The following is a 26,224-nucleotide window of genomic DNA, read 5'->3' as shown; positions in this document are numbered from 1 at the left end:
TATGAATTATTCAAAAGCTTTAGTAGAAAGCTTAGAGGCGGCTCAACTTTTAGCCGGTCATTTTGCTACTGATTATTTAGAATCGTGGCAAGTGTTGATGGCTCTGGCTAATAATCCCTACAGCGTGGCAGGCTCGGCTCTAAATGAATTCCCTATTGAAGTGGATAAACTGGAAGAAGCAGCCTTTGACATTACTGGAAAAGAGTATCAAAAACAAGGCGGTTTTGACTCATTGCCTTTCTCTCACCGTTTGGAGGAGCTCTTTGCTCAAGCAGGGCAGATTGCAGAAGCCGTCCATGCTAAAAGCCTAGGGACAGAACATCTTCTCTTAACCATGCTATTTGACCGTGGGACCTTGGCAGCTCGTGTGCTAGAAGCTGCAGGTTTTAGCTATGATGATAAAAGTTCAGCTCCTCGATTCAGTGATTTGCGAAAGATTTTAGAGCAGCGTGCTGGCTGGGGCAGAGAGGAAATCAAGTCGATCCGTTCACTGAATAAAAACACGGCCTCTGCCAAGCAAACCATGGCAAATATGATGGGCATGCCTCCTTCAACCAGCGGTGGTCTGGAAGACTATACTCGGGATTTGACAGAACTGGCCCGGGCTGGTCGTCTGGAACCAGTTATCGGGCGGGATGAGGAAATTTCTCGGATGCTTCAGATCCTCAGCCGCAAGACAAAGAATAATCCAGTACTAGTTGGTGATGCGGGGGTTGGTAAAACTGCTTTGGCACTAGGATTGGCTCAACGCGTGGCAGCTGGTCAGGTTCCAGCAGAACTTGCCAAGATGCGCGTCTTGGAATTAGATTTGATGAATGTCGTTGCTGGGACTCGTTTCCGCGGAGACTTTGAAGAGCGGATGAACAACATTATCAATGACATCGAAGAAGACGGTTATGTCATCCTCTTTATCGATGAGCTGCATACCATTATGGGCTCTGGTAGCGGGATTGACTCGACTTTGGATGCGGCCAATATCCTGAAACCTGCTCTGGCTCGGGGAACCTTGCGGACAGTTGGTGCTACGACGCAGGAAGAGTATCAGAAACATATCGAAAAAGATGCGGCTCTGTCTCGGCGTTTTGCCAAAGTAACCATTGAAGAGCCTACCGTGGCCGACAGCATTGCTATTTTACAAGGCTTAAGAAAGAGCTATGAAGATCACCACAAGGTGCAGATTAGTGATCAGGCCATTGAAACAGCGGTCAAGTATGCTCATCGCTATCTGACCAGCAAGCATTTGCCAGACTCTGCTATTGACCTTTTGGATGAGGCCAGTGCAACTGTGCAGAATAAAGGACCGCAGAATTATAAACAGTCGGATTTGACGGCTGTGGATCAGGCTTTGATGGCTGGAAAGTTGAAAAAAGTCGGTCAGCTACTGGCAAAAGAGCAGGAGCCAACTGTTTACAAGTTGAAGGTGGAAGAAGGGGATATCCTAGAGACTCTCAGTCGCTTGTCTGGTATTCCTGTGCAGAGATTGACTCAGACAGATGCTAAAAAATATCTCAATTTGGAAAAAGAACTGCACAAGCGGGTCATCGGACAGGATGCGGCAGTTTCGGCTGTCAGCCGAGCTATTCGTCGCAATCAATCAGGCATTCGCACTGGCAAACGCCCAATTGGTTCCTTTATGTTCTTAGGGCCAACGGGTGTCGGGAAGACAGAGCTGGCTAAGGCCTTGGCAGAAGTTCTCTTTGATGATGAATCAGCCCTGATTCGCTTCGACATGAGTGAATATATGGAGAAATTCGCAGCGAGTCGTCTCAACGGGGCGCCCCCAGGCTATGTAGGCTATGAGGAAGGCGGCGAGTTGACGGAGAAGGTGCGCAACCGTCCATATTCTGTTCTTCTCTTTGACGAAGTAGAAAAGGCTCATCCAGATATTTTCAATGTCCTCTTGCAGGTCTTGGATGACGGCCAGTTGACCGATAGCAAGGGCCGCAAGGTGGACTTCTCCAATACCATCATTATCATGACCAGCAATCTGGGGGCAACGGCTCTGCGGGATGATAAGACGGTTGGTTTTGGCGCGCGAGATATCCGCTTTGATCAGGCCAATATGGAAAAACGCATTCTGGAAGAATTGAAAAAGACCTACCGCCCTGAATTTATCAACCGGATTGACGAAAAGGTGGTCTTCCACAGTCTGTCTGCTGAGGATATGCAGGAAGTGGTCAAGATTATGGTGCAACCGTTGATTAGGAGTCTGGCAGAGCAAGGCATCGTGCTTAAATTCCAAGCTAGTGCTCTGAAATTGCTGGCTCAGGAAGGTTATGATCCAGAAATGGGCGCGCGGCCACTGCGCCGCACCCTGCAGACGCAGGTGGAGGACAAGCTGTCTGAGTTGCTCCTGACTGGAGATTTAGCAGCTGGTCAAACGCTTAAAGTTGGCGTCAAAGGCGGTCAACTCAAATTTGAAATGGCTTAGGGAGGATGTGTGCAATGGAAATTCGTGTGATGACAGAAAAGGATTATGCCTCTGTTTACCAGCTGTGGCTCTCTTGCGCTGGTATGGGGCTCAATAACTTAGATGACTCTGAAGAAGGGATTGCCCGCTTTTTGAAGCGCAATCCTGAGACCTGTCTGGTTGCCTTGGAAGGGGAGAGCTTTATAGGTGCTATTCTAGTTGGCACAGATGGACGTAGAGCGTACATTTATCATACAGCTGTCCATCCATATTTTCGTAGAAAAGGAGTAGGCAGAGCTCTGGTCGAACAGGCCTTGTCAGCAGTGAAAAGACTTGGTATCCATAAAGTATCGCTGGTCGTTTTTGAAAGAAATGAACTGGGCAACCGTTTTTGGCAGGAGCTGGGATTTTCAGTTAGAAATGATCTGCTTTACCGAGATCAAGGACTAACGGAGATGATTCGACAGGATACATAAAAAGCTGATTTACTTAGCATTCTTGCTAGGCTAATCAGAACCGTGTTATCATACTGAAGAATATCGTTTAGAAAGGCAGAAACTGTGTCTCTTCGTTATCTTGCTCGAATCGCTCTTCTGGCGGCTGTCTGCGTCGTGCTTCGTTATGCCTTTGCTGGCCTGCCCAATATCAAGCCGATTACAGCGCTGTATTTTCTCTTGGTAGATTTTGAGGACTTGAAGGGCTCTCTTCTAGTCATGTCTATCAGTATCTTTGTATCTTCATTCCTCTTCGGAATGGGGCCGTGGGTACTTTTCCAAATCTTATCCTTTGTGGTGGTCATTTGTCTATGGTATTTGCTCTATAGGCGACTAGGTTTGTTTGGCCAGAGTATGTTGGCCTTGCTTTTAGCCTTTAGCTATGGTCTTGTGATTGATGGTATCACAGCTTTGCTTTATCAAATGCCTTGGTGGACCTATGTGGCAGCGGGAGCAGGCTTCAATCTAGCTCATGCCTGCTCAACCATGCTCTTTTATCCTATTTTGTATTTTATTTTAAGGAGACTTTATCATGAAAAAAATCTTTAGCTTACTTACGCTTGCCTTTGCTCTCTTTTTAGTGGGCTGTAGCAATAATCAAACAAAAACTGATACCAGCCCTAGTTCGGCTGCTTCTTCCGTCAAAAAGGAACTGAAAATCAGCATCAGTATTGCACCAGAAGGTCAGGAGAAGAGCGAGAAAACGGTGGCTGTTGAAGAAGGAAAAACAGCGATGGATGCTTTGAAGAAGGCCTATAAGGTCGAAGAAAAAGAAGGTTTTATCACTTCGATTGACGGACATGCTCAGGATGAAGCAAAAGGTCTCTACTGGATGTTTAAGGTCAATGGAGAAATGGCTCCTAAGGGCGCCAATCAAATCACGCTCAAGGATGGAGACAAGCTAGAATTCTATCAAGAAGTCTATCAGCAATAAATCTTGTAGAAAAAGAATCTGATGCTTAAGACATTAGATTCTTTTTTTGTACCCTCGATACAGTTTTAAAGTGTCTGAAAAATAGATTTTTTATAAAATTTTATAAAAAACTATTGACAAATCAAAAATATAGTTTATAATAAAATCATAGAAAGAATAAATTATAAAAAACAATAAAAAGGTGGAATCATGAAAAAACAAATTGCAATCGTCTTTGGAACCTTTGCTCCCTTGCATCAGGGGCATATTGATTTGATTCAGAAGGCGAAGCGTTCTTATGACAAAGTGCGCGTGGTGGTTTCTGGCTATCAGGGAGACCGTGGCGAGGAAGTAGGTCTATCTCTGCAGAAGCGATTCCGTTATACTCGTGAGACCTTCGCAGATGATGAACTGACCCAGGTTTATAGACTAGACGAAACGTCTTTCCCTCGCTATCCTCTGGGTTGGGCTCAGTGGTTGCCCGCTTTATTGGACTTGGTGGGTTATGATTCAGAAGGCGAGGAGTTGATTTTCTTTGTCGGAGAATCAGACTATCAAGCGGAGCTGACAAAGCGTGGCTTCAAAACTTCTTTTGAGGAGCGGCAATTTGGGATTTCAGCTACGATGATTCGGGAAAATCCTAGCCTTTATTGGAAATATATCGCCCAACCTTTCCGCCGTCACTTTACCAAGAAAGTGCTGATTATGGGCAGCGCCAGCAATGGTAAAACGACTTTGGCCAAGGATTTGGCTCGCTTCTATGATGCTCCAGTTAGTCTAGAATATGCTCGAGAATACCAGATTCAAAATAACGTGCGAGACGATGAGCTGACCCCTAAGGACTACTATTATCTGCTCTTGGGACAATATGCTCAGACTTCCCGCTTGATTGACAGCAGCGCCAACCGTGGTCTGGTCGTGGCCGATACAAATTCGCTAGTAACCAAGGCTTACTATGATTACTATCTGAAAGAAAGTCCGGTTCAGGACGAGGAAACAGATACCTTTGATAATCTCTTTGCTAGCATTTTGGCCAAGGAAAAATGGGATTTGATTCTCTTTGCTGAGCCGATCGGAGCCTATGTCAACGATGGCTTTCGTGATATGAGCATGGCAGACGAGGCTATCCGCAGTGATTTTTCTAGCTATTTGAAAAAGCTGAAAGAGGAGTGTTTAGCTCATATTCCGACGGTCTATCTGGCTGGCAGTTATTTGGACAATTATCAGGCGGCCAAAGAAGCGATTAACAAGATTTATCAAGCAGATTAAAAAAGAAAGTGGTAAAATAGAATGGTAGTAAAAAATCAAAAACTCTCACCTGCAGCTCTCTCCGCAGGACTAAAACAAAAATCTCAAACCTTTGCTCGGAATTTCCAGAATGTCTGTGCAGCAGCAAAAGAACAGGGCTTAGCGGTATCGCCAAATTGCTCTGGCAGGATTTATTTGGCGGGCGCAGCTTGACTCAATGGCTCTACTTGATTGCTCTTTCCAGTCTGCCTTTCATTCTGGAGTTTACCAGTGGGCAGGAGCAGCATGATTGGTTGGGACTCTTTGCTTCCTGGACAGGCATCGTCTGTGTCATCCTAGTAGCTGAGGGGCGGGCCAGCAATTACCTCTTTGGAGCTGTTAATTCGGCTATTTATCTCATCTTGTCCTTCCAGGCTAGCTTTTATGGAGAAGTATTGACAACAATCTACTTCTTTATCATGCAGCCAATCGGTCTCTACACTTGGTTGTCCAACCGAGTCAATGAACAAGATAAAGCAGAGCCCTCTCATTTTGAGGCTAAGAAGTTAGACTGGCGTGGCTGGCTTAAATATTTGGCCTTGACTGCCTTGATTTGGATTGGTATGGGTTTTGCTTATAAGAGTATTCACAGTCACCGGCCTTTCCGTGATAGCGTGACAGATGCGACCAATGGCATCGGCCAGCTTCTCATGACGGGTCTCTATCGCGAGCAGTGGATTTTCTGGATTGCGACCAATCTCTTCAGTATCTACCTCTGGTGGGGCAGCAACCTCCATATCCAAGCTATGTACTGGGTCTATACGCTCAATAGTATCGTCGGATGGTATCAGTGGACCAAGGCAGTGAAGAAAGCTTAGAGCAAGATTTGGAGGATTTTTGATAGAAAATATAGCTTAGGAAAGGAAGAGAAATTCATGACCAAACAGGATATCCCAGCGGGAATGTCAGAAAAAGAGTACTATGAAACCATGGCGGATGAATCCGCCTTTTTGGCATGGTACAAGACACAGGATTTGCCCAAGTATGAGACACCCAGCGTAACAGCGGATATGGTGGCTTACTGCTTCGTAGACGGCCAGCTGAAACTCTTGGTTATTAAGCGCAAGGCTCATCCTTACCAGAATAAATATGCTCTGGTCGGAGGTTTTGTGGACAAAGATGAGGATGCCTATCAAGCCTGCATTCGCGAGGTCAAGGAAGAAGTGGACCTCGAGATACCGCTGGAAAAGGTGGAGCAGCTGATGACAGTCTCCACTCCAGGACGCGATCCGCGTGGTTGGGTCATTACCATTGCCCATCTGGTCTATCTGCCGGCAATCGCTATCAACCAAGTCAAGGCTGGTGATGATGCCAAGGAAGTCACCTTCCTTAATGTGGACTTTAAGACAAGGAGTTTTAGAGATGGCGAGCGGCTTCTAACAGCAGAGGACTTTGCCTTTGACCACTACCAAATCCTGCTGGAGTCTATCAAGCGGATTCAGGGGCGACTGGACTGGAATCCAACTTTTCTCCATCTGCTGGAATCACCCTTTACTGTCTATGAAGGAACCGAGCTGGTCAATCTCATCACGCCTAGACGCCCCATCGTCAGCAATAATTTTCTCGTAAAATTTGGAGAATATTTGGAAGAGGCCGGTGTCAAGCGCGTGCCTAAGAAGAAACCGAGAAAAGTTTATAAACTGAAGACAGAAAAAACAAGTTAAAAGAAAATTGATGATATAGTTTACTTGCAGGACAAAAATGTTCTGCTTTTTTTATTTTTATTACGAATATAAAAGTAGCTACATATCTGCTGAGGAAGAGAGGAGGCCTAAGTTCCGGATGCTATTTGCTTCAAAATTTTTTGAAAAATTCCATTTATCTAGTTGACATACTTTATTACGAGTGTTACAATAATATTACAAAAAGATTTCCAAATGTTACGAAGGAGAAGAAAAAATGAAAACTAAGACTTATATAAAATTGATGGCTGCTACTGTTCTAGCTTCTAGCTTACTTTTAGGGGCTTGTGGTCACAAAGAAGAAACCAAGACTAGCGCAAGTGCTAATAAGACAGTACAAACTTCTTCTAGCTCTAAAGTTGCTTCATCTAGCAAAACTAGTAGCGCTCCAAAAGCCAGCAGCAATGCTTCTTCAAATAAAACAGTAGGGCAAGCAGAACAAGTACAGAAAGCTGTGGAATCCGTTCAACCTTCACAAAATCAAACTCAACAAGGAGTGGATCAGCAAGTTCAAGCTCAACAAAATACACAGGCTCAACCAAGCCAATCTCAACAAGCTCCTAGTCAACAAACTATGCCGACTCAACCAACTAAACCAAATCAAGCAACTCAGCCAGCTCAAAATCCAGCCACTGATCGTCAGCTTCAAAATAAGCAGGCAGAAACAAATGCTCGTTATAAAGGTGTTTTAAATATGGTGGATGGCGATTTCTCTGCGGCTGCTGGTAGTTGGACGGATGCAGGAGGCAGTACAGTGACTGTTTCAGCAGGCGGACAGTTTAGTGTCAAGTCAGCGAATGGCACCGTCAATACTTACCATGTTGCTTCATATGCCTATACTTTGGATGATGGTCGCTATACAGCCCAGCTGGGTTCTGCTGAACCATCTGCCCCTAAATTGGGCATCCAAATCACCACTGGCGCTGACGGTAAAGTAGCTAGTGTTCAATTGATCAAATAAGAAAAAAGAAATAAAAAAGGAGGCACCTTTGTAGATGCTTCCTTTTTTTATTTCTTTAATGTTGGAGTTGCAAGAGTTCCTCGATCTCTGCCAATGTGCTGGCCTGTGAAATGGCACCGCGAAGTTTAGCTGCACCAGATGTTCCACGAAGGTAGTGGGGTGCTAGACCACGGAATTCGCGGACAGCAATGTGTTCACCTTTGAGGTTAATTAAGCGTTTGAGGTGCTCATAAGCAATCTTCATCTTGTCTTCGAAGGTCAAGTCTGGCAGGATTTCACCCGTTTCAAAATAGTGGTTGATTTGATTGAAGAGGTAGGGATTTCCCATAGCTGCACGGCCAATCATGACAGCGTCAGCACCAACCTCTTCGATACGTTGTTTGGCTTCTTGCACGCTGCGGATATCACCGTTAGCGATGAAAGGAATCTTGGTCAGGGCTTGGGCTACGTCGTGCAAGGTCTCGAGGTCTGCGTGACCTGTATACATTTGTTCACGGGTGCGGCCGTGCATAGCCAGGGCGGAGACTCCGGCGGCTTCGGCTGCCAGAGCATTTTCTACAGCCAGTGAGCTGTCGGACCAACCTGTCCGCATCTTGACTGTCAGAGGGATATCCAAAACGGACTGGACCTTGTTGATAATTTTATAGATTTTCTCAGGATCCTTGAGCCACATAGCGCCAGCTTCGTTTTTGACGATTTTGTTGACTGGGCAGCCCATGTTGATATCGACGATATCCGTCTTGGTATTTTCTTGGATAAATTCTGCTGCGCGTGCTAGGCTATCTTCGTCGCTACCAAAGAGTTGGATAGAAACGGGGTTTTCGCCTTCATCGATGTGAAGCATGTGCAGGGTTTTTTCGTTGTTATACTGGATGCCCTTGTCAGAGACCATTTCCATCACGACCAGGCCTGCTCCTAGCTCTTTGGCAATGGTCCGGAAAGCAGAGTTGGTTACACCGGCCATGGGTGCTAGAACTGTGCGGTTGGGAATTTTAACATTTCCAATCATAAAAGGGGTATTAAGATTTGTCACGAATCAGTTCCTCCAAGTCATTTTGGTCAAAGTGGTAGGCTGTCTGGCAGAATTGACAGATGATTTCAGCCCCGTGGTCTTGGTCACGCATCTCTTCTAAGTCAGCCTTTGGCAGGGTAGCCAAGGCATTCAAGAAGCGCTCTTTGCTACAATCACACTGGAAGCGAATTTCTTCTTCAGACAGGCGTTTGTAGGGCTCATCTCCATAGATGGCAGCCAGTAGAGCTTCTATATGGTCATCGGATTCTAACAGCTTAGAGATGGCTGGCATTTCTTGAATCCGCTTCTCGAAGCGGGCGATATCAGCATCCTTAGCACCGGGCAGAGCTTGCACCAAGAAACCACCAGCAACCTTGACTTTATCATGCTCATCCAAGAGAACATTGAGGCCAACGGCAGAAGGAGTTTGCTGGCTTTCAGTCAGATAGAAGGCCAGGTCTTCGCCGATTTCACCAGAAATGAGTGGCGTCATGGAATTGTAGGGATTGCCAGTGCCGTAGTCCGTGATAACCAAAAATTGACCAGAGCCGACAAAAGGGCCGACCAGAACTTCGCCAGTGGCTGTCTTTTTGATATCTACACCGGGATTTTGCACATAGCCTTTGACATTGCCCTCAGTATCCGCCACGGTGATGATTGCGCCTAGCGAGCTGCTACCAAGAATCTTGACGGTGATCTTGGTCTGGCCTTTTTCATTTGCTGCCAAAACCTGGCTGGCAATCAGTGTGCGGCCGAGTGCCACGGTAGAACTTGCTTGAGTCTGATGTTTTTCTTGAGCGGTCCGAACCGTCTCTGTGCTATCCAGTACATAAGCACGGAAAGAACCGTTTTCTGAGATTGTTTTGATAATTTTGTCCATACCTTTTATTTTAACATAAAAATAAAAACAAACGTAGCCTTTGTGCTTGTTTTTCTTTCAGATTTCTTCTTGCCTTGTACTTTGCTCAAGTTAAACAAAAAGGAGAAGATTGATCAATCAGGATTCAAAGGCATCCATCTATGATCTAGCAGTGTCGGATGCGTTTGATTTGACAAATGTAATATATTTAGTTACAATTAAATCATAAATTACGAATGGAATCAAAAAGGAGAGTTTATGATTGAAATTATCTATCTAGATGCAGCTAAGTCAGAACGGAAGATGACTTTCGAGTCTTATGAAGACTTTGAACGTTCTCAACATGCCTGCCTGATCGGTGTCGCGGATTACTACACTGTCCAAAAATTAACTTACAATGGTCATGATTTGGACTACCATGGGACTTATGGAGATGTTTTCTTCTATCTCATGAAACAAGATTTAAGCCAATATAACTAAAAAGGAGAAATACAATGGCAAAAGCAATTACAGATGCAACATTTGAACAAGAAACAAAAGACGGTTTGGTCTTGGTAGACTTCTGGGCAACTTGGTGTGGCCCATGTCGTATGCAAGGTCCAATCTTGGATAAATTGTCTGAAGAACTTTCAGAAGATGTCCTGAAAATCGTTAAAATGGACGTAGATGAAAACCCAAATACAGCTCGTGCCTTTGGAATCATGTCCATCCCAACCCTTCTTTTCAAAAAAGACGGCCAAGTGGTTAAGCAAGTCGCTGGTGTTCACACTGCAGAACAAATCAAGGCGATTGTTGCGGAATTGAGTTAAAAGCAAAACACTCCCCATTCGAAACGGGGAGTGTTTTTCATAGAAAAAGCCCTGTTCCTTAAACTGAGGACAGGACTCTTTTTGTTTCTTATTCTTCTGTGCCAAGGCAGTTTTTAGCAACAAGAGCTGCAAGAACACCACCAACGATTGGAGCAAGGATGAAAATCCAAACTTGTCGAAGGGCTGCACCACCTACCAAGACAGCTGGTGCCAAGCTACGAGCTGGGTTTACTGAAAGTCCAGTGATGTTTAATCCCACAAGGATCATAGCTGTCAATGACAAACCAATGACCAAACCAGCAATCGCGCCATTACCTTTGCTTGCTGAAGTGACAGTCATGATAACTAGGACAAACAAGAAAGTTGCAATGACTTCAAACAAGAAACCACCAAAGACAGTTACACCGTTTGCCAAGGCATTTTCACCAAGACTAGCAGTTGACTTTCCTGAGTTAGCCAAGAGGAAGAAGACCGCACCTGACGCAAGGAAAGCTCCAACCACTTGTCCAAGGATGTAGTTTACAAGCTCTGAAGATGACAAGCGTTTGTTTACAAACATAGCGATTGAAACAGCTGGGTTCAAGTGCGCACCTGAAACAGTTCCGATTGAGAAAGCTGCAACCACGATTGCCAAACCAAAGGCAAAAGCAATTCCAAGGTGTCCAAGACCCTCTGTACCATTTCCAAAAACAACGGCTCCTGTTCCGATGAACACAAGCATGAAAGTACCGATTAATTCAGCGACAAATTTTTTCATTTTCTATCTCCTTTTTTTAAAATTATGTATTAGTCTATCAAAAGAAGGAAAGGGTTTCAAGAAAATTGACTGGAAATTTACTGGTTTACTTTACTGTCTTTTAATTGAGGGATTCGATAAAAAAAACATTCCCTCTATAGGACTTATCAGTTGCCTATCTCATTAGCATTTAGCAACTTAATATAATCCAGACCCCAGTTTTCGACAGCATCTAAAACAACTCTGAATTCCTGCCCCATTTCGGTTAAGCTGTACTCAACTCGTGGGGGAACTTCCGCATAGACCTTTCGTTGAACAATCTTATCCTTTTCTAATTGACGGAGATGACGTGTCAAAATAGTTTGAGTAATCCCAGGCAATAATCTCTGCAATTCTTTAAATCGTTTGGTACCCGTACTCAACTGATAAATGATTACCAGTGCCCATTTCCCTGTTAAAACCCTTTGCGTTGTCGCAAATGGACAAATACCATACTCACTCACTTTATTTGGCATAAAATATCTTCTTTCTATTTTTTTAAAAAAATTTATCTTTTAGTATCAACAATAGTACTACTTTTGATACTAGCTATCGAAAAAGTATCTACTTGTTTTTTCGATTGTAACTGTTACAATTATATCATAAAAAAGATATGGAGAATATATATGTCAACAAACTTAGAAATTTTCAATGCTTATTACCAAGCTTTAATTGCTGGTGACTTTCCTGGTGTCTTTGAAACGATGGCAGATGATATTGTCTGGCATCAACCTGGTAATCATAGTATATCTGGTTCAGTTGTTGGTAAGGACAAGCTAGGATCTCACCTAGCTACATTTGCTGAGAAAACTAATGGAACCTTTAAGGTGATAACAAATTGGGTTTCTGACAATAAGGATTTAATCGCAGCTAATGTTACTTTTCTCGGAACACGTGCTGATGGTACTGAACTCAATATGAACGGGATTGACCTCTTCCGTATTGAAGACGGAAAAATCAAGGAAGTTTGGCTCTTCTCTTCAGATCAAGCTGAAGAAGATAGCTTTTGGGGATAATTTAAGAGGCCTGAACAAAAAATTTTGATTTTAGAATTCTTTATTATAAATTTTTAAAATCGATAGATTAGAAAAAAAGCGAACAAGACAGTATTCTGAGTGTCAGATAACTCGTTTTGTTCGTTTTTTATATTTAAGGTTAGACTTTTGTCCCAGACTCTTTTAATTTACTCTCCCAACTCAGCACTGTATGCAATAATCTGATCAACCGTATCAGACAAGAATTGGATGGTATCACGGAGTGGTTTATCCATTGAGATATCGGCTTCGATAATCATAGCTGACTCAAGCGGAGTCTTGCTGCTGCCAGATTTGAGCAGTTCTAGCCAGTCACGGGCAGCATTTTTGTCATTTTTCAGGTGTAGGTAGCTGGTGTCTCTCACGCCCCTAGCTTGCCTCATTAGTCCTCTATCGATTTAAGAAAAATGATATATTCCAGTTTTTTTGTTGGAAAATATAGTTTTTAGGTTATAATAGGAAGAAGGTAAATTACAAGGTATAGAAAGGGCACTGTTTATGCTTGAGTCATTATCGCAGTTTGGCTTTATTTTGATGGTTTTTACTCCGTTTATTGCGGTGCCAATTTTCTGTTTCTTTGTGGGCTGGATGATTCCTAGGTCGCAAATAACGGAAAAAAGCATCATGGTTGTACTAAGCTTTGTCCTTTTTTGCTTGGTTTTGATTTCATATTATGCCCCTCAACTGTTGGGAATGTTTTTTTGGGGCCTTATCTGGTTCTTTATTGGCCTCCTACGTGCTAAAAATTATAGCAAGTCACAGTTCTGGATAAGGTGGCTTATATTTAGTGTCTGTTTCACAATCTATATTTTGGTTTATCTATATTTCTTCAAACTTTTTTAAAAATTTAGCTTCAAATGTCATTTTAGGGACAGATTTATTGAATTATGTAAAAACAGACTGAGACAAAAATGTCTCAGTCTGTTTTTTATTCCTCCAACTCTTTACTGTAGGCAATAATCTGCTCAACAGTATCAGATAGAAATTGAATCGTGTCGCAGAGTGGTTTGTCTGTCGAAATATCTGCTCCAATAATCATAGCTGACTCAAGCGGCGTTTTGCTACCGCCAGATTTGAGCAGTTCAAGCCAGTCACGGGCACCATTTTCGTCATTTTTCAGATGTAGGTAGCCAGCGGTAGAGATGACCAAGCCTGCGGAGTAAGTGTAGCTGTACAGCCCCATGTAGTAGTGGGCTTGGCGAATCCAAGTCAGAGCAGCGTCGTCGTCAATCTCAACGGCATCGCCCCAGAAGTCCGTCAAGACTTCTTTCATGATAGCGTTGAGTTTGCTTGCGCCGAAGGTTCCGCCTTCTTCAATCAAAGTATAGACTTTGCGTTGGAAGGCAGCTTCCAGCAAGTGAGTGATGAAGTTGTGGAAGTAAGTATCCGTCAGACGGTGAGCCAGGGCAAAGCGTTTCTGGCGTGGGTTATCAAACTGGCGCTCCAGATAATCACTGAGCAGGAGCTCGTTAAAGGTAGACGGTGCTTCCACATAGTAGGTGGACATGTGGGCGTTGAAATAGCTTTGGTGATTGTCAGAGAAGATGAACTGACCAGAGTGGCCAATCTCATGAATCAGAGTATAGACATCGCTCATGCGACCAGTCCAGCTCATGAGGACATAAGGGTGAACCCGATAAGGGTCAGCAGCATAGCCTCCAGAATCCTTTCCAGCATTGGCCGCAAAGTCTACCCAGCGTTCTTCCTTATAGCGGGCGATTTCTTGACAATACTCTTGTCCAAGTGGCTCGACTGACTTCATGACGAGGTCATAGGCATCATCAATGCTGACTTCAGGATTGAGCTCGCTGTCCAAGTCCAGCTTCCAGTCGGCAAAGGTCATTTTTTCAAGTCCGTTTACCTTAGCGACATGCTTGAGGTATTTCTGAGCTACTGGGGCAAACTCGCTCATAATCAAGTCGATCTGCCGGTCAAACATAGATCGATCAACTTCTTGCTCAGCCAGTAAGTAGTCAAAGACAGAGTCATGGCCCTTCATGTCAGCCAGTAGTTTTTCAGACTTGACCTGAGCCAGATAGGCAGCGGCAGCAGTGTTTTGGTGCTGACGAAGGCCTTCAGAGAAAGAACGGAAAGCTTTTTCGCGAATTTCTGCATTTTCATGGTTTTGGTAGAAATTCTCATAGGTGACAAAGCTGTTTTTGTATACTTTGCCGTCCACTTCAAAGTCAGCCATAGCAAAGTCGCCAGCCCGCATCTTAGTGTAAATATCCTGTGGACTGTAAAAGACCTCTCCCAGATTGGTCAAGGCTTTTTCGACATCCGCTCCCAGATAGTGGGCTTTTTTGATTTTAGCCTGGCGAATGGCTGAAGTCAGATGGGGCTCTTGACCTAATCTCTCTAAGACAGCTTCATCTGCACCGACCAGGGCGTCGTCAAAGAAGCTGAGCGCGACATTGGCCTCGGTCTCAAACTCCATGGCTGCTTGGGCAATCTGCGCAAAGCTCTCGTCGCTAAAGTCAGTGGTCTGTGGCATAAATCCGTAGTTGCCGATGTGGCTGATTTGGATATAAATCTGCTCTAACTCAGCAAAGGCCCGCTCAAAATCTTCGAAAGTGCTGAGCTTGCCTTGGTAATCACGGACGAATTTCTGGATATCCTCTCTGGCCTTTTCGATGGCCCGCAGGAAGTCCTCTTGGTCTTGGTAAAGGGCCGTTAGGTCCCAGAGTTCATTTTCTGGAAATTCAGAACGATGTTTTTGTTCCATAGTTTACTCCTTTTGATTAAATAACTATATTCAGTATAGCAAAAAATCCTTCAGAATGCCGTGCTCATAGGAAAAAATTAGGGAAATATGATTTTAGCTGTCTGCTTATAAAAAAGAAAACTAGATTTTCAGTACTTTTATAGAAAAAAGCCATTTTCAGCCTTTTTCTTTTGGCTGAAATTGTGGTAAAATAGGGTCTATACGTGCTTGATACAAAGATGAGGATATAAGAAGCTACTAAGGCCATGATATTAAAGTCAAAGTGCTAACCTAACACCTCATATGAGTTGATTAAGGTCTTAGTATCTTGATCTTTGTAGCCAAGGCGTATGAAAAAATTTGAGCATGTGCTCGGCAAGGAGTCTTTATGACAAAACAAGTTTTTAAAACCGTTTTTGCAGGTCGTGAGCTGGTAGTTGAAACCGGTCAGGTTGCAAAGCAGGCAAATGGCAGCGCCGTTGTTCGATATGGAGAAAGTACCGTTTTAACTGCAGCAACCATGTCCAAAAAGATGGCTACTGGGGATTTCTTCCCACTTCAAGTCAACTACGAAGAAAAAATGTATGCGGCTGGGAAGTTTCCTGGTGGCTTTATGAAACGTGAAGGACGTCCTTCGACGGATGCGACTTTGACGGCTCGTTTGATTGACCGTCCGATTCGTCCAATGTTTGCGGAAGGCTTCCGCAATGAAGTTCAGGTTATCAATACTGTTCTTTCTTATGACGAAGATGCTTCACCTCAAATGGCAGCGATGTTCGGTAGCTCTTTGGCTCTTTCTATCTCAGATATTCCTTTTAATGGCCCTATCGCAGGAGTTCAAGTCGGCTATGTAGATGGTAAATTCATCATCAACCCGAGCAAGGAACAAAAAGAAGTTTCACTTTTGGAACTGACAGTGGCTGGTACCAAAGAGGCTATCAACATGGTAGAGTCTGGAGCCAAGGAACTGTCTGAAGCTATCATGCTGGAAGCTCTTCTCAAAGGGCACGAAGCGGTCAAAGAATTGATTGCCTTCCAGGAAGAAATTGTCGCAGCAGTCGGCAAGGAAAAAGCAGAAGTAGAATTGCTGCACGTTGATGAGGAGCTGCAAGCAGAGATTATCGCAGCCTACAACAGCGACTTGCAAAAGGCTGTTCAGGTAGAAGAAAAGCTGGCGCGTGAAGCCGCAACTCAGGCTGTCAAAGACCAAGTCACAGCAGTCTACGAAGAAAAATATGCAGACCACGAAGAATTCGATCGTATTATGCGTGATGTGGCTGAAATCTTGGAGCAAATGGAGCATGCAGAAGTGCGTCGTTTGATTACCGAAGATAAGGTTCGTCCTGATGGTCGTAAGGTTGATGAAATCCGTCCGCTGGATGCGGAAGTGGATTACCTGCCGCGCGTGCATGGTTCTGGTCTCTTTACTCGCGGGCAAACCCAAGCCTTGTCTGTTCTGACTCTGGCACCAATGGGCGAAACGCAGATTGTGGACGGTTTGGATCCAGAATACAAGAAACGTTTCATGCACCACTATAACTTCCCGCAATATTCTGTCGGAGAAACAGGCCGTTACGGTGCGCCAGGCCGTCGTGAAATTGGACACGGTGCTCTTGGGGAACGTGCCTTGGAGCAAGTCTTACCTAGCTTGGAAGAGTTTCCTTACGCTATCCGTCTGGTAGCAGAAGTCTTGGAATCAAACGGTTCTTCCTCACAGGCTTCTATCTGTGCGGGCACTCTAGCTCTGATGGCTGGAGGTGTGCCGATTAAGGCACCGGTTGCCGGAATTGCCATGGGCTTGATTTCAGATGGCAGCAACTATACGGTTCTGACAGACATTCAAGGTTTGGAAGACCATTTTGGCGACATGGACTTTAAGGTGGCTGGTACTCGTGAAGGGATTACTGCCCTGCAGATGGATATCAAGATTGAAGGAATTACAGCAGAGATCCTGACAGAAGCTCTGGCTCAGGCTAAGAAAGCCCGCTTTGAAATTCTGGACTTGATTGAAGCGACGATCCCAGCTCCACGTCCTGAGTTGGCTCCAACTGCTCCGAAAATCGATACCATCAAGATTGATGTGGACAAGATCAAGATTGTCATCGGTAAAGGTGGAGAAACCATCGATAAGATCATCGCTGAGACTGGCGTTAAAATTGATATTGATGAAGAGGGCAATGTATCCATCTACTCTAGCGACCAAGACGCGATCAATCGTGCTAAGGAAATCATTGCTGGTTTGGTTCGCGAAGCAAAAGTGGATGAAGTTTACCATGCCAAGGTTGTTCGGATTGAGAAATTCGGTGCCTTTGTCAACCTCTTTGACAAGACAGATGCACTCGTTCACATTTCTGAAATGGCTTGGACTCGAACCAACAACGTTGAAGACTTGGTACAAATTGGTGATTTTGTCGATGTTAAGGTCATTAAAATTGACGAAAAAGGCCGCGTAGATGCGTCTATGAAAGCTCTCTTGCCACGTCCGCCTAAGCCTGACAAGCCAAAGAGAGACCACGATAAACATCAGGAAAAAGGGCATTTTCAAAAGAAACATGAAGACGCCCCAAAAACTAAATCGGAAGAATAATGAAAAGGGAGTGATCAGGCTCGATTACCTTACAAATTTCTTTGTGTAGGGCCTGCTCCCTTATTTTACCTAATGAAAGGAGAAGAAGATGGGCTGGTGGAAAGAAGCCATTGAGATTGTAAAAGAAAATGATCCGGCTGCTCGTACTTCGCTGGAGGTCATCCTAACTTATCCAGGTGTCAAGGCCTTGGCAGCCCACCGTCTTTCTCATTTCCTCTGGAAGAAAGGCTTTAAGCTACTGGCACGCATGCACAGCCAATTTTGGCGTTTTTGGACTCAGATTGAGATTCATCCGGGTGCTCAGATTGAGTCAGGTGTTTTCATTGACCATGGTGGTGGATTGGTTATCGGTGAAACGGCCATCGTGGAAAAGGGTGCGCTCCTGTATCACGGAGTGACCTTAGGCGGAACTGGTAAGGATACAGGGCAACGGCATCCGACTGTCCGTCGAGGAGCGCTCATTTCTGCTCATGCTCAAGTTATTGGCCCAGTGGAAATTGGCGAAAATGCCAAAGTTGGAGCGGGGGCAGTTGTCGTGGCGGATGTGCCTAGTGACGTGACCGTAGTTGGAATTCCTGCCAAGATTGTGCGTGTTCATGGTCAGAAAGACGAGCCGACCATCCACGAGGTGGAAGAACAGCGAGAATATTATTTGGACAAGCTGGAGCATGCCCGCGAAGCCAGCCACCATTCGTCGGAGCTCTAAGAAAGGCCAATTTTGGACAGCTAACAAGATACTTTAGGAGGTCTTGCCAAGGAGTAATTTGGCAAACTGTAACTCAATGGACTCACTATAAGTGAAGCTGAAAAGATGAGACCAAACTTTGCCGTCAAAGAAAAAGACGAGGATGGCTTTGCTGAAGCCTTAAAGAAAGAGAAGTTATGCTATTAGAGGAATTCGAAGATGTAGCTGGGGTTATTGAACCAACAGATAGGCAGATTATTGACAAAGGTGAGGTATGTGAAACCATCATCCTGTCCTTTAATGGAGAAATTCTGAAACGTTTGATTGAGTCAGAAGAAGTCTATCCAGGAGGCTATTTAAAAAATCTTAACGGTCAATTTCCTTGGTATGTATATAATTATGATGGAAATCAAGTTGCGGTCATGACTGCGCTTATTGGAGCTCCATCAGTGATTGGCCAACTGGAGGAGTTGGCGGCTAGAGGCTTCAAGAATTTCATCCTTCTAGGTTCTTGTGGTGTTTTGGATTACTCAATTGAGGCGGATAAAATCATCCTGCCTGCGGCTGCATTGCGAGATGAAGGGACTAGCTATCACTATGCCCCACCGGGTGATGAAGTCGCCTATGACGAATCCCTGTTGATTAAGCTGGAAGCCATCTTTGATAAGCACAATATCGAGCATATCCGCACTAAGTCTTGGACGACTGATGCCTTTTATCGAGAAACGCCTGATAAGGTCAAGCGTCGCTTGGCTGCTGGAGCCAAAGTGGTGGACATGGAAGCTTCAGCTATCATGGCTTGGAGTCAATTTCGCAAGAGTAAAGTCTATCAGTTCTTCTACACAGCTGACTATGTGGATCATCATAACCGAACCTGGGATGCCCGCCATGAAGAGCGGACAGCTGATGCCATGACTTTTTTCACTATCGCTTTGACAATAGCAAAGGAACTAGAAAGGTAACTACAAGAATGGCAGTATATTTTTACGGCTGTATCACCATGGATGGCTACTTGGCAGACAGCCAGCACAGGATAGACTGGCTGCATCAGCTTGGTTCTGTAGAGGATACAGGCTATGATGACTTTTACAGGCAAATGGATATCACCATCATGGGCAAGCGGACCTTTGAGGAAATCCAAGATTTGCAAGATGTAGAAAGTTTTTATCAAGCTACGGAAAACTATGTCTTTACGCATGATAGGCACCTGCCTGTCAGCAATTACCAGCCAGTAGCTGGGGATGTGGTGGACTTTGTTCACCAGATTGACAAAGGTAAAAATGTCTTTGTGATTGGTGGTAATTCCTTGGTAGGACCGCTCTTGGATGCGAATCTTTTCGACCACCTCATTATTCAGATAGCGCCCCTTATCCTAGGAAAGGGGGTTCCCCTCTTTACCCAAGAGGAAGGGCAGCGCTTTTACCAACTGGATAGCCTCAGACAATTTGGCCCTTTTGCAGAGCTGGTTTTCAGCCGAAAAAGTCAGAAATAGAGAAGGGAGTGGACCGCATGATTAAAATTTACGACACCATGACCCGCAGCCTACGTGAATTTGTGCCCATTGAAGAGGGCAAGGTTCGCATGTATGTCTGCGGTCCGACGGTTTATAACTATATCCATGTCGGCAATGCCCGCTCAACAGTAGCTTTTGACACAGTTCGTCGCTATTTTGAGTATCGGGGATTTGAGGTCAATTATATTTCCAATTTTACAGATGTAGATGATAAGATTATCCATCGAGCCAAGGAAGAAGGCATCACACCAAGAGAAGTGGCTGACAAGTATATCGCTGCCTTTCGTGAGGATGTGACGGCTTTGGGTGTCAAGCCGGCTACTCAGCATCCACGCGTGATTGACTTTATGGGAGACATCATCCGCTTCGTGGAGGACTTGATTGCTAAAGGCTTTGCCTATGAGAGTCAAGGGGATGTTTATTTCCGTGTGGAAAAGTCTCACAATTATGCCAAATTAGCCAATAAAACCTTGGAAGATTTGGAGCTGGGTGCTTCAGGTCGAACAGATGAAGAAACGGCTCGTAAGGAAAATCCAGTAGATTTCGCCCTCTGGAAAGCTGCCAAGTCAGGCGAGATTTCTTGGGACAGTCCTTGGGGACCTGGTCGTCCGGGCTGGCATATCGAGTGTTCGGTCATGTCGACAGAGATTTTGGGTGACACCATTGATATTCACGGTGGTGGAGCAGACTTGGAGTTTCCTCACCATACCAATGAAATCGCTCAGTCAGAAGCCAAGACCGGTCAGACTTTTGCCAACTACTGGATGCACAATGGCTTTGTCAACATCGATGACGTCAAGATGTCCAAATCTCTAGGCAATTTCATTACTGTTCACGATGCCCTCAAGAACATTGATGGTCAGGTGCTGCGTTTCTTCTTTGCTACCCAGCATTATCGCAAGCCTATCAATTTCACAGAAAAGGCTGTTCATGATGCAGCAATCAATCTCAAGTATTTGAAGAATACCTATGAGCAACCTTTCACTGGTCAGGCGGATTCTGCTCAGCTTCAAGCCTTTCTAGACAAGTTCACCGCTGCTATGGACGATGATTTCAATGCGGCTAACGGTATCACGGTTGTCTTCGAGCTCGCCAAGTGGATCAACTCTGGCAACTACACCGCTGAAGTCAAGGAAGCCTTTGCCAAGCTCTTAGAAGTTTTTGGTATCGTTTTTGTAGAAGAAGTCTTGGATGCGGACATTGAGCGCTTGATTGAGGAACGCCAAGAAGCGCGTGCTAATCGAGACTTTGCGACTGCAGACCGTATTCGGGATGAATTGGCCGCTCAGGGTATTAAGCTTTTGGATACTAAGGATGGAGTGAGGTGGACCCGTGACTGATGTCAACCTGATTAACGGCATTGCCCTCGCTTTTGAGGGTGATGCTGTCTACTCCATGTATATCCGGAGGCACCTGATTTTTCAAGGTCTGACCAAGCCCAATCAGCTGCACAGGGAAGCGACTAAGTACGTTTCTGCCAAGGCTCAGGCCAACCTCATCTCTCTCATGCTGGAAGAAGGGATTCTGACGGAGAAGGAAGAGGATATCTACAAGCGCGGCCGCAATGCCAACAGCCACACCAAGGCTAAGAATACGGACATCGTCACCTACCGGATGTCGACCGGCTTTGAGGCAGTCATGGGCTATCTGCATATGACCGAAGCCGTTGAGCGACTGGAAGAGCTGATTGACTGGTGTATTCGGAAGATTGAGGCCTCGTTTTGATGCACTGCTATCTTGTTTATTCTGAGATAGAATTCTTTTACTAACAACCACTAGGATTTAAGAAATTTTTATATCAAAGACGAGTTTTATATAAAGCTCGTTTTTTGATACTCCCATATAAACAAGCATGCTGTTTCCAGAAAAAAACTGGAAAATTTTGTAGAAGATTAAATTTAAAACTTTAAATATATTATTGGATAAAAAGTAGGAGGTTGAAATTTATTTTCAGAAAAGTATTGACATGTTTTCTGAAAAAGAGTAGAATGGCTCATGTTTTTAAAGGAGGAACTTATGTTTTCCAAGCTAAAAGGTTTTTTTATTGGACGCCCATTAAAATCTGGAAAAGAGGGCGAAGATGGCCATTTATTGACTAAGATGCAAGCTTTAGCCATGCTCTCCAGTGACGCTTTATCTTCGATTGCTTATGGACCGGAGCAGGTTGTTTTGGTCTTGACTTCTGTTTCTATAGGTGCTATTTGGTGGTCGCTTCCCATAGGAATTGTCGTATTGGTTTTATTAGCGAGTTTAACGATTTCTTACCGTCAGGTTATCCATGCTTACCCTCAAGGAGGAGGAGCTTATATGGTGACGACAGAAAATCTATCTCCAACAGCAGGTTTGATCGCTGGCGGAAGCTTGCTGGTAGATTACATGTTGACAGTAGCCGTTTCAGTCGCTTCTGGAGCGGACGCAATTACCTCTGCAATTCCCGTCTTACATCCCTACAATTTACATATTTCCATTTTCTTAGTTCTCTTGTTGATGCTAATGAATCTCCGAGGATTAAAAGAATCGGCCACTTCCTTGATGATTCCTGTCTATCTTTTTATTGTTAGCACCTTATTGTTGATTGGTTTTGGTTTTGTGCAAATCCTGACAGGAATTTTAGACTATCATGCAACTGCAAGCATTGGTAGTCCGATTACTGGAGTCAGTTTAATCTTGCTGCTTCGAGCTTTCACCAGTGGCTCTGCTTCCTTGACTGGAGTGGAAGCTATTTCCAATTCGGTCCCCTTTTTTAAGAAACCGAAGGCCCATAATGCCGCAGCCACCCTCTCGATTATGGCTTTAATTCTAGGTATCATGTTTGCGGGCATTACCTTCTTGAATTATTGGATCGGCATCGTGCCTGTCAAAGGTGTAACGACCCTGGCTCAGATGGCGCAAGCGATTTTGGGGACTTCTCCTCTTGGTCGTATTTTGTTCTATGTTTTCCAATTGTCAACTGCTTTGATCTTAGCAGTGGCAGCCAATACAGGCTTTTCAGCCTTTCCTATGCTCTCCTACAATATGGCTAAGAACAAATACATGCCTCATATGTACATGGAAAAAGGAGATCGGCTCAGCTATTCTAATGGTATTTTCACTTTGGCTTTTGGTGCCATTGCTCTTTTGTTCATCTTTAAGGGAAATACAGAACGCTTGATTCCCCTGTACACCATTGGTGTGTTCGTGCCCTTTGCTCTCTCCCAGACCGGTATGGTTGTCCATTGGAAGAAAAAATATGGAAAGAATTTCTTGAAGCATTCAATTGCAAATATCCTTGGTGCGATCATTTGTTACGGGATTGTCCTTATCTTGCTCTTGTTCCGTCTTCAAGATATTTGGCCTTTCTTCCCTATTATTATTGTCTTGACTTGGCTATTTTTATCTATCAAGCAGCACTATAATAGAGTTGCTAAACAGTTGAGATTGCATGACCATATTGAGCGTCAGAGCTACACTGGTAATACAGTAATTGTCCTAGTCGGGAATGTTACCCGAGTCAGTGTAGGAGCGATGAGCTATGCTCGCAGTATCGGAGATGAAGTCGTGGCAATGCACGTTTCAACAGCAGAAACTGCTGAAAAAGATGCTGAAGTCGCCGAGGAATTTGCTGACTACTTCCCTGATATTCGCTTTGAGACAGTTACGACTAGCTACCGCAATATCATTAGTCCGACAGTTCAGTATGTGATTAAAGTGGCCAAGCGAGCCAAAAAAGAAGGTCGGACAGTGACGGTCCTAGTACCTCAATTTATACCTAAAAAGAGATGGCAAAATGTCTTGCATAACCAGATGAGCTTGAAATTGAAATACTATCTGAAATGGTATGAGGATGTCGTGGTTGCAAGTTATTCTTATCACTTAAAAGAATGAGCGAATGCCTTTACTGAATGAGAAAAAGGAGTTGAAGATTTTTCAACTCCTTTTATTATTTATCGGAAATAGCATAAAGTTAATTTGTCTGTACTTTTTGGTAATTTTGATAAAATTCTACTTTAATCTCAATAAAAGTTTCCAAGTCTCGTAAAAGTTGCAGAAGTGTAGCTCGGGTTTCAAATTCTTGCCGAGTCTTAGGAAGCGGGCGTTCGCGAAAAACAGCCAAACAGGCTTCGATTTCTTCAACTAGTTCGTGAGCGGGATTTTCTTGACTAAGTTGCTGGGCTGTCTTGGAGAAAAGACGTGCTAAAATCAAGCTCTCGCTAGCTGCCAACTGACAGTTGTTGATATTTCCTGCCATGTCTTTTAGAATGCGATTCTGCGCCTGCCGCATTTCAAAATAATGAATGTGGTAGTTGGTCTGATGAAAGAGGTGGTTGGAATGGTCCAGATAGACCAGTGCTAAGGCTTCTTGAAGGATAGTATCTAGTTCCTTGATTAGAGTTGCATCGTTTCGACCGTCTCCAGCTTTTAAGAAATATTCAAAACGCAGTAGAATTTTCTTCAGTTGCTCTTCAACTTGAATATGATAGTTATCAATATCTTGCTGGTTTGAAGCCATATATAAATTAGCCAGAAGAGCGAATCCCGTTCCGATGAGGAAGACAGCCATTTCATTGGCTAAAAGAGACCAAGAAACAGAATGGGCCAGCAGTAGATGAGTGACCAAAACTGTGCTGGGGGTGATGCCTATTTCCCAGCCAAAGAGATAAGCTAAGGGAACGTAGAGCAGGATATAAATCCCTAAGCTCCAAAGGTTAAATCCTAGAAGGATGAAAGATAAGCTCCCGATGGCTAGTGCTAAAATAGTAGACAAGAGGCGGTTACGGGCTAGTTTGATAGTGCTTCTGCGGGTGTCGGAAACGCTGAGAATAGCAATAATCCCGGCTGATATAGCATTGCTTAAACCTAAAAAAGCAGCTAGAGCCGCAGCAAGACATGTTGCAAGAGCTAGTTTGATGGTGCGTTGGAGGAGAGGCATAAGCTTCTTTCTATTCATAAAGTTTTTTCTATTATATCATGATTAGTCGTAGACATGTGAACACAATATGTCAATGTTTAAAAATTGCAGAAAGGTGCTGCTCCACAGATGCTACGATTATGGTAGAATGACTGGAGTTGAAAAGTCGGATAGTCTAGGTGAAATTTTTTTGACTAGACGACAAATTTATCGTACAATAGAAAGTAGCGAAAAAATGCCTGGCTAAATGCCTGTGTAATCTTAAGGAGAATAACTTTGGAATTAGAAGTATTTGCAGGACAAGAAAAAAGTGAGCTTTCGATGATTGAGGTAGCACGTGCCATCTTAGAATTGCGCGGGCGTGACCATGAAATGTATTTCGATGAGCTTGTCAATGAAATTCAAAATTATTTGGAAAAATCAAATGGAGAAATCCGAGAAGCACTACCACTATTTTATACAGAATTGAATGTAGATGGCAGCTTCATCCCACTTGGCGATAATAAATGGGGCCTTCGTTCTTGGTATGCGATTGACGAAGTCGATGAAGAAATCATTGCTTTGGAAGAAACGGATGAGGAAGACGAGCCTAAGAAACGCAAGAAAAAACGCGTTAATGCCTTTATGGATGGCGACGAAGATGCGATTGATTACAGCGATGATGATCCTGAAGATGAGGACTCTTATGAAGAGGATCCAGCTCTTTCATCTAACATGTTCCAAAAAGTCCCTGAGATGTCGAAAAATTTTGCGTTAGGAACCAGTTGGGGCAAAAAATAGACAGGATAGGGATAGGAGGCCTGAGGGAAGAGTTTTTCTTGTAGAATCATATTATCAAAGAAAAAGGAGATAACATGAACTTCAAGGAACGCTATGAGAAAGTGCAGTGGATTGTCCGGCGCTGTGCACGGGATTATTATGTACATTTATGGGAGAGTAGTGACTGGGAACAAGAAGGTATGCTGGTTTATCACCAGCTAGAAGAAAGTCATCCAGATATCAGTCAAGATGAAAGCCGCCTCTATCGTTACTTCAAGACAAAATTTCGGAATCATATTCATGACATTCTTCGAAAGCAAGAGAGCCAAAAACGCCGATTTGACCGTCAGTCTTATGAAGAAGTTGGAACCATTAGTCATAGACTGAGTAAGCGCGAACTAGGCTTAGATGATTTAGTCGCTCTTCGAAGTTCGTTAGCATCCTACACTTCTCAGTTAGATAAAGAACAACTAGAGTTATACCACCGCTTACTAGGCGACGAACGGTTTAAGGGACGTAAGAGTCTGTTGCGCGACTTGGGGGCATACTTATCAGATTTTTCTGAGATAATTATTTAGGAATAGAGTAAAAGGGAGAGTTTATCTTTCCCTTTTAGTTATTGATTTATCAGTGATTTTGATGGTGGTAGGAAATAAATTTGTAAAAAAGATAAAAAAATTCAAAAAAAGTGTTGACAAGTGAATGGATAGGTGATATACTGATATAGTTGTCGCTTGAGAGAGCGATAAAGACCTTTGAAAACTGAACAAGACGAACCAATGTGCAGGGCGCTACAACACAAGTTGTAGTACTGAACAAAGAAAAAAACAATAAATCTGTCAGTGACAGAAA

The 26,224-nt window shown here is 43.9% G+C and carries 25 protein-coding genes and 3 pseudogenes; 21 read left to right on the top strand and 7 right to left on the bottom strand.

Annotated elements, in window-relative coordinates:
- The first annotated feature begins 1 nt into the window (after nt 1).
- The 8 genes and pseudogenes from D8792_RS06385 (at nt 2) to D8792_RS06350 (ending at nt 7,747) form a co-directional block, all read left to right on the top strand.
- Entirely contained in the window at nt 2-2,431 is a 2,430-nt protein-coding gene (locus tag D8792_RS06385) for an ATP-dependent Clp protease ATP-binding subunit (RefSeq protein ID WP_125373362.1), read from the top strand.
- A 14-nt stretch (nt 2,432-2,445) separates the two neighbouring features.
- The gene (locus D8792_RS06380) at nt 2,446-2,886 is read left to right on the top strand and encodes a GNAT family N-acetyltransferase (RefSeq protein ID WP_005591148.1); all 441 of its coding nucleotides are present in this window, start codon (nt 2,446-2,448) and stop codon (nt 2,884-2,886) included.
- Nucleotides 2,887-2,970: 84 nt separating this feature from the next.
- Entirely contained in the window at nt 2,971-3,453 is a 483-nt protein-coding gene (locus D8792_RS06375) for an ECF transporter S component (protein ID WP_125373361.1), read from the top strand.
- Nucleotides 3,437-3,838, top strand: coding sequence for a DUF4430 domain-containing protein (locus D8792_RS06370; protein ID WP_125373360.1), 402 nt, complete (start codon nt 3,437-3,439; stop codon nt 3,836-3,838). Before D8792_RS06375 ends, D8792_RS06370 begins: the two co-directional genes overlap by 17 nt.
- A 189-nt stretch (nt 3,839-4,027) precedes the next feature.
- On the top strand, nt 4,028-5,086 hold the full coding sequence (locus D8792_RS06365; protein WP_125373359.1) for an AAA family ATPase: 1,059 nt from the start codon (nt 4,028-4,030) through the stop codon (nt 5,084-5,086).
- Between the two features lie 21 nt (nt 5,087-5,107).
- A pseudogene (gene pnuC, locus D8792_RS06360) lies at nt 5,108-5,922 on the top strand (nicotinamide riboside transporter PnuC).
- Nucleotides 5,923-5,979: 57 nt separating this feature from the next.
- Entirely contained in the window at nt 5,980-6,768 is a 789-nt protein-coding gene (locus tag D8792_RS06355; RefSeq protein ID WP_125373358.1) for an NUDIX domain-containing protein, read from the top strand.
- Nucleotides 6,769-7,003: 235 nt separating this feature from the next.
- On the top strand, nt 7,004-7,747 hold the full coding sequence (locus D8792_RS06350; RefSeq protein ID WP_125373357.1) for a hypothetical protein: 744 nt from the start codon (nt 7,004-7,006) through the stop codon (nt 7,745-7,747).
- Between the two features lie 55 nt (nt 7,748-7,802).
- Here the strand turns inward: D8792_RS06350 and dusB are convergent, their stop codons facing one another.
- Together dusB and hslO are read right to left on the bottom strand one after the other, a co-directional pair.
- Nucleotides 7,803-8,780, bottom strand: coding sequence for a tRNA dihydrouridine synthase DusB (gene dusB, locus D8792_RS06345; protein WP_125373356.1), 978 nt, complete (start codon nt 8,778-8,780; stop codon nt 7,803-7,805).
- Nucleotides 8,767-9,639 carry an Hsp33 family molecular chaperone HslO gene (gene hslO, locus D8792_RS06340; protein WP_125373355.1) on the bottom strand — a complete coding sequence of 291 codons (873 nt, stop codon included), beginning with the start codon at nt 9,637-9,639 and terminating at the stop codon, nt 8,767-8,769. Before hslO ends, dusB begins: the two co-directional genes overlap by 14 nt.
- 237 nt (nt 9,640-9,876) lie before the next feature.
- Here hslO and D8792_RS06335 point away from each other — a divergent pair, with 237 nt between their 5' ends.
- Complete coding sequence (locus D8792_RS06335; protein ID WP_125373354.1) at nt 9,877-10,098, top strand: DUF4649 family protein; 222 nt, start codon at nt 9,877-9,879, stop codon at nt 10,096-10,098.
- A gap of 14 nt (nt 10,099-10,112) precedes the next feature.
- The gene (gene trxA, locus D8792_RS06330; RefSeq protein ID WP_001029581.1) at nt 10,113-10,427 is read left to right on the top strand and encodes a thioredoxin; all 315 of its coding nucleotides are present in this window, start codon (nt 10,113-10,115) and stop codon (nt 10,425-10,427) included.
- Between the two features lie 88 nt (nt 10,428-10,515).
- Here trxA and D8792_RS06325 read toward each other — a convergent pair whose 3' ends face one another.
- Together D8792_RS06325 and D8792_RS06315 are read right to left on the bottom strand one after the other, a co-directional pair.
- Nucleotides 10,516-11,184, bottom strand: a complete 669-nt coding sequence (locus D8792_RS06325) for an MIP/aquaporin family protein (RefSeq protein ID WP_125373353.1) — start codon at nt 11,182-11,184, stop codon at nt 10,516-10,518.
- Between the two features lie 146 nt (nt 11,185-11,330).
- Nucleotides 11,331-11,678: a winged helix-turn-helix transcriptional regulator gene (locus tag D8792_RS06315; RefSeq protein ID WP_001133065.1), complete on the bottom strand. Its 348-nt coding sequence runs from the start codon at nt 11,676-11,678 to the stop codon at nt 11,331-11,333.
- 150 nt (nt 11,679-11,828) lie between these two features.
- Here D8792_RS06315 and D8792_RS06310 point away from each other — a divergent pair, with 150 nt between their 5' ends.
- Nucleotides 11,829-12,218, top strand: coding sequence for a nuclear transport factor 2 family protein (locus tag D8792_RS06310; protein ID WP_125373351.1), 390 nt, complete (start codon nt 11,829-11,831; stop codon nt 12,216-12,218).
- Between the two features lie 167 nt (nt 12,219-12,385).
- Here D8792_RS06310 and D8792_RS06305 read toward each other — a convergent pair.
- Nucleotides 12,386-12,589: pseudogene (locus D8792_RS06305) on the bottom strand (oligoendopeptidase F); the annotation flags it as partial.
- 145 nt (nt 12,590-12,734) lie between these two features.
- Here D8792_RS06305 and D8792_RS11720 point away from each other — a divergent pair.
- Nucleotides 12,735-13,079 carry a hypothetical protein gene (locus D8792_RS11720; protein ID WP_125373350.1) on the top strand — a complete coding sequence of 115 codons (345 nt, stop codon included), beginning with the start codon at nt 12,735-12,737 and terminating at the stop codon, nt 13,077-13,079.
- Nucleotides 13,080-13,164: 85 nt separating this feature from the next.
- Here D8792_RS11720 and pepF read toward each other — a convergent pair whose 3' ends face one another.
- Nucleotides 13,165-14,961, bottom strand: coding sequence for an oligoendopeptidase F (pepF, locus tag D8792_RS06295; RefSeq protein WP_125373349.1), 1,797 nt, complete (start codon nt 14,959-14,961; stop codon nt 13,165-13,167).
- A gap of 367 nt (nt 14,962-15,328) precedes the next feature.
- On the opposite strand from pepF, the gene pnp reads away from it, so the two are divergent.
- The 7 genes from pnp (at nt 15,329) to kimA (ending at nt 23,589) form a co-directional block, all read left to right on the top strand.
- Entirely contained in the window at nt 15,329-17,527 is a 2,199-nt protein-coding gene (gene pnp / locus D8792_RS06290) for a polyribonucleotide nucleotidyltransferase (RefSeq protein ID WP_125373348.1), read from the top strand.
- A gap of 88 nt (nt 17,528-17,615) precedes the next feature.
- Nucleotides 17,616-18,233 carry a serine O-acetyltransferase gene (cysE, locus tag D8792_RS06285; RefSeq protein WP_125373347.1) on the top strand — a complete coding sequence of 206 codons (618 nt, stop codon included), beginning with the start codon at nt 17,616-17,618 and terminating at the stop codon, nt 18,231-18,233.
- A gap of 176 nt (nt 18,234-18,409) precedes the next feature.
- Entirely contained in the window at nt 18,410-19,174 is a 765-nt protein-coding gene (locus tag D8792_RS06280) for a nucleoside phosphorylase (RefSeq protein ID WP_125373346.1), read from the top strand.
- 8 nt (nt 19,175-19,182) lie between these two features.
- Nucleotides 19,183-19,704, top strand: a complete 522-nt coding sequence (locus D8792_RS06275; protein ID WP_125373345.1) for a dihydrofolate reductase family protein — start codon at nt 19,183-19,185, stop codon at nt 19,702-19,704.
- A 17-nt stretch (nt 19,705-19,721) separates the two neighbouring features.
- Entirely contained in the window at nt 19,722-21,065 is a 1,344-nt protein-coding gene (gene cysS, locus D8792_RS06270) for a cysteine--tRNA ligase (protein WP_125373344.1), read from the top strand.
- Nucleotides 21,058-21,450, top strand: a complete 393-nt coding sequence (locus tag D8792_RS06265; protein WP_125373343.1) for a Mini-ribonuclease 3 — start codon at nt 21,058-21,060, stop codon at nt 21,448-21,450. Before cysS ends, D8792_RS06265 begins: the two co-directional genes overlap by 8 nt.
- Nucleotides 21,451-21,741: 291 nt before the next feature.
- Nucleotides 21,742-23,589 carry a potassium transporter KimA gene (gene kimA, locus D8792_RS06260; protein WP_125373342.1) on the top strand — a complete coding sequence of 616 codons (1,848 nt, stop codon included), beginning with the start codon at nt 21,742-21,744 and terminating at the stop codon, nt 23,587-23,589.
- A 79-nt stretch (nt 23,590-23,668) separates the two neighbouring features.
- On the opposite strand, the gene D8792_RS06255 is transcribed toward kimA, so the two are convergent.
- Nucleotides 23,669-24,634, bottom strand: coding sequence for an aromatic acid exporter family protein (locus tag D8792_RS06255; RefSeq protein WP_125373465.1), 966 nt, complete (start codon nt 24,632-24,634; stop codon nt 23,669-23,671).
- Nucleotides 24,635-24,889: 255 nt separating this feature from the next.
- Between D8792_RS06255 and rpoE the strand changes: the two are divergent.
- A pseudogene (gene rpoE, locus D8792_RS06250) lies at nt 24,890-25,360 on the top strand (DNA-directed RNA polymerase subunit delta); the annotation flags it as partial.
- Nucleotides 25,361-25,467: 107 nt separating this feature from the next.
- A complete protein-coding gene (locus D8792_RS06245; protein ID WP_125373341.1) occupies nt 25,468-25,950 on the top strand; it encodes a sigma-70 RNA polymerase sigma factor region 4 domain-containing protein in 483 nt (160 codons plus the stop codon).
- Nucleotides 25,951-26,224: the final 274 nt, after the last annotated feature.

The sequence above is a fragment of the Streptococcus cristatus genome (assembly GCF_003943505.1).
GTDB lineage: Bacteria > Bacillota > Bacilli > Lactobacillales > Streptococcaceae > Streptococcus > Streptococcus cristatus_E.
This window is presented reverse-complemented; position numbering and strand designations above follow the sequence as displayed.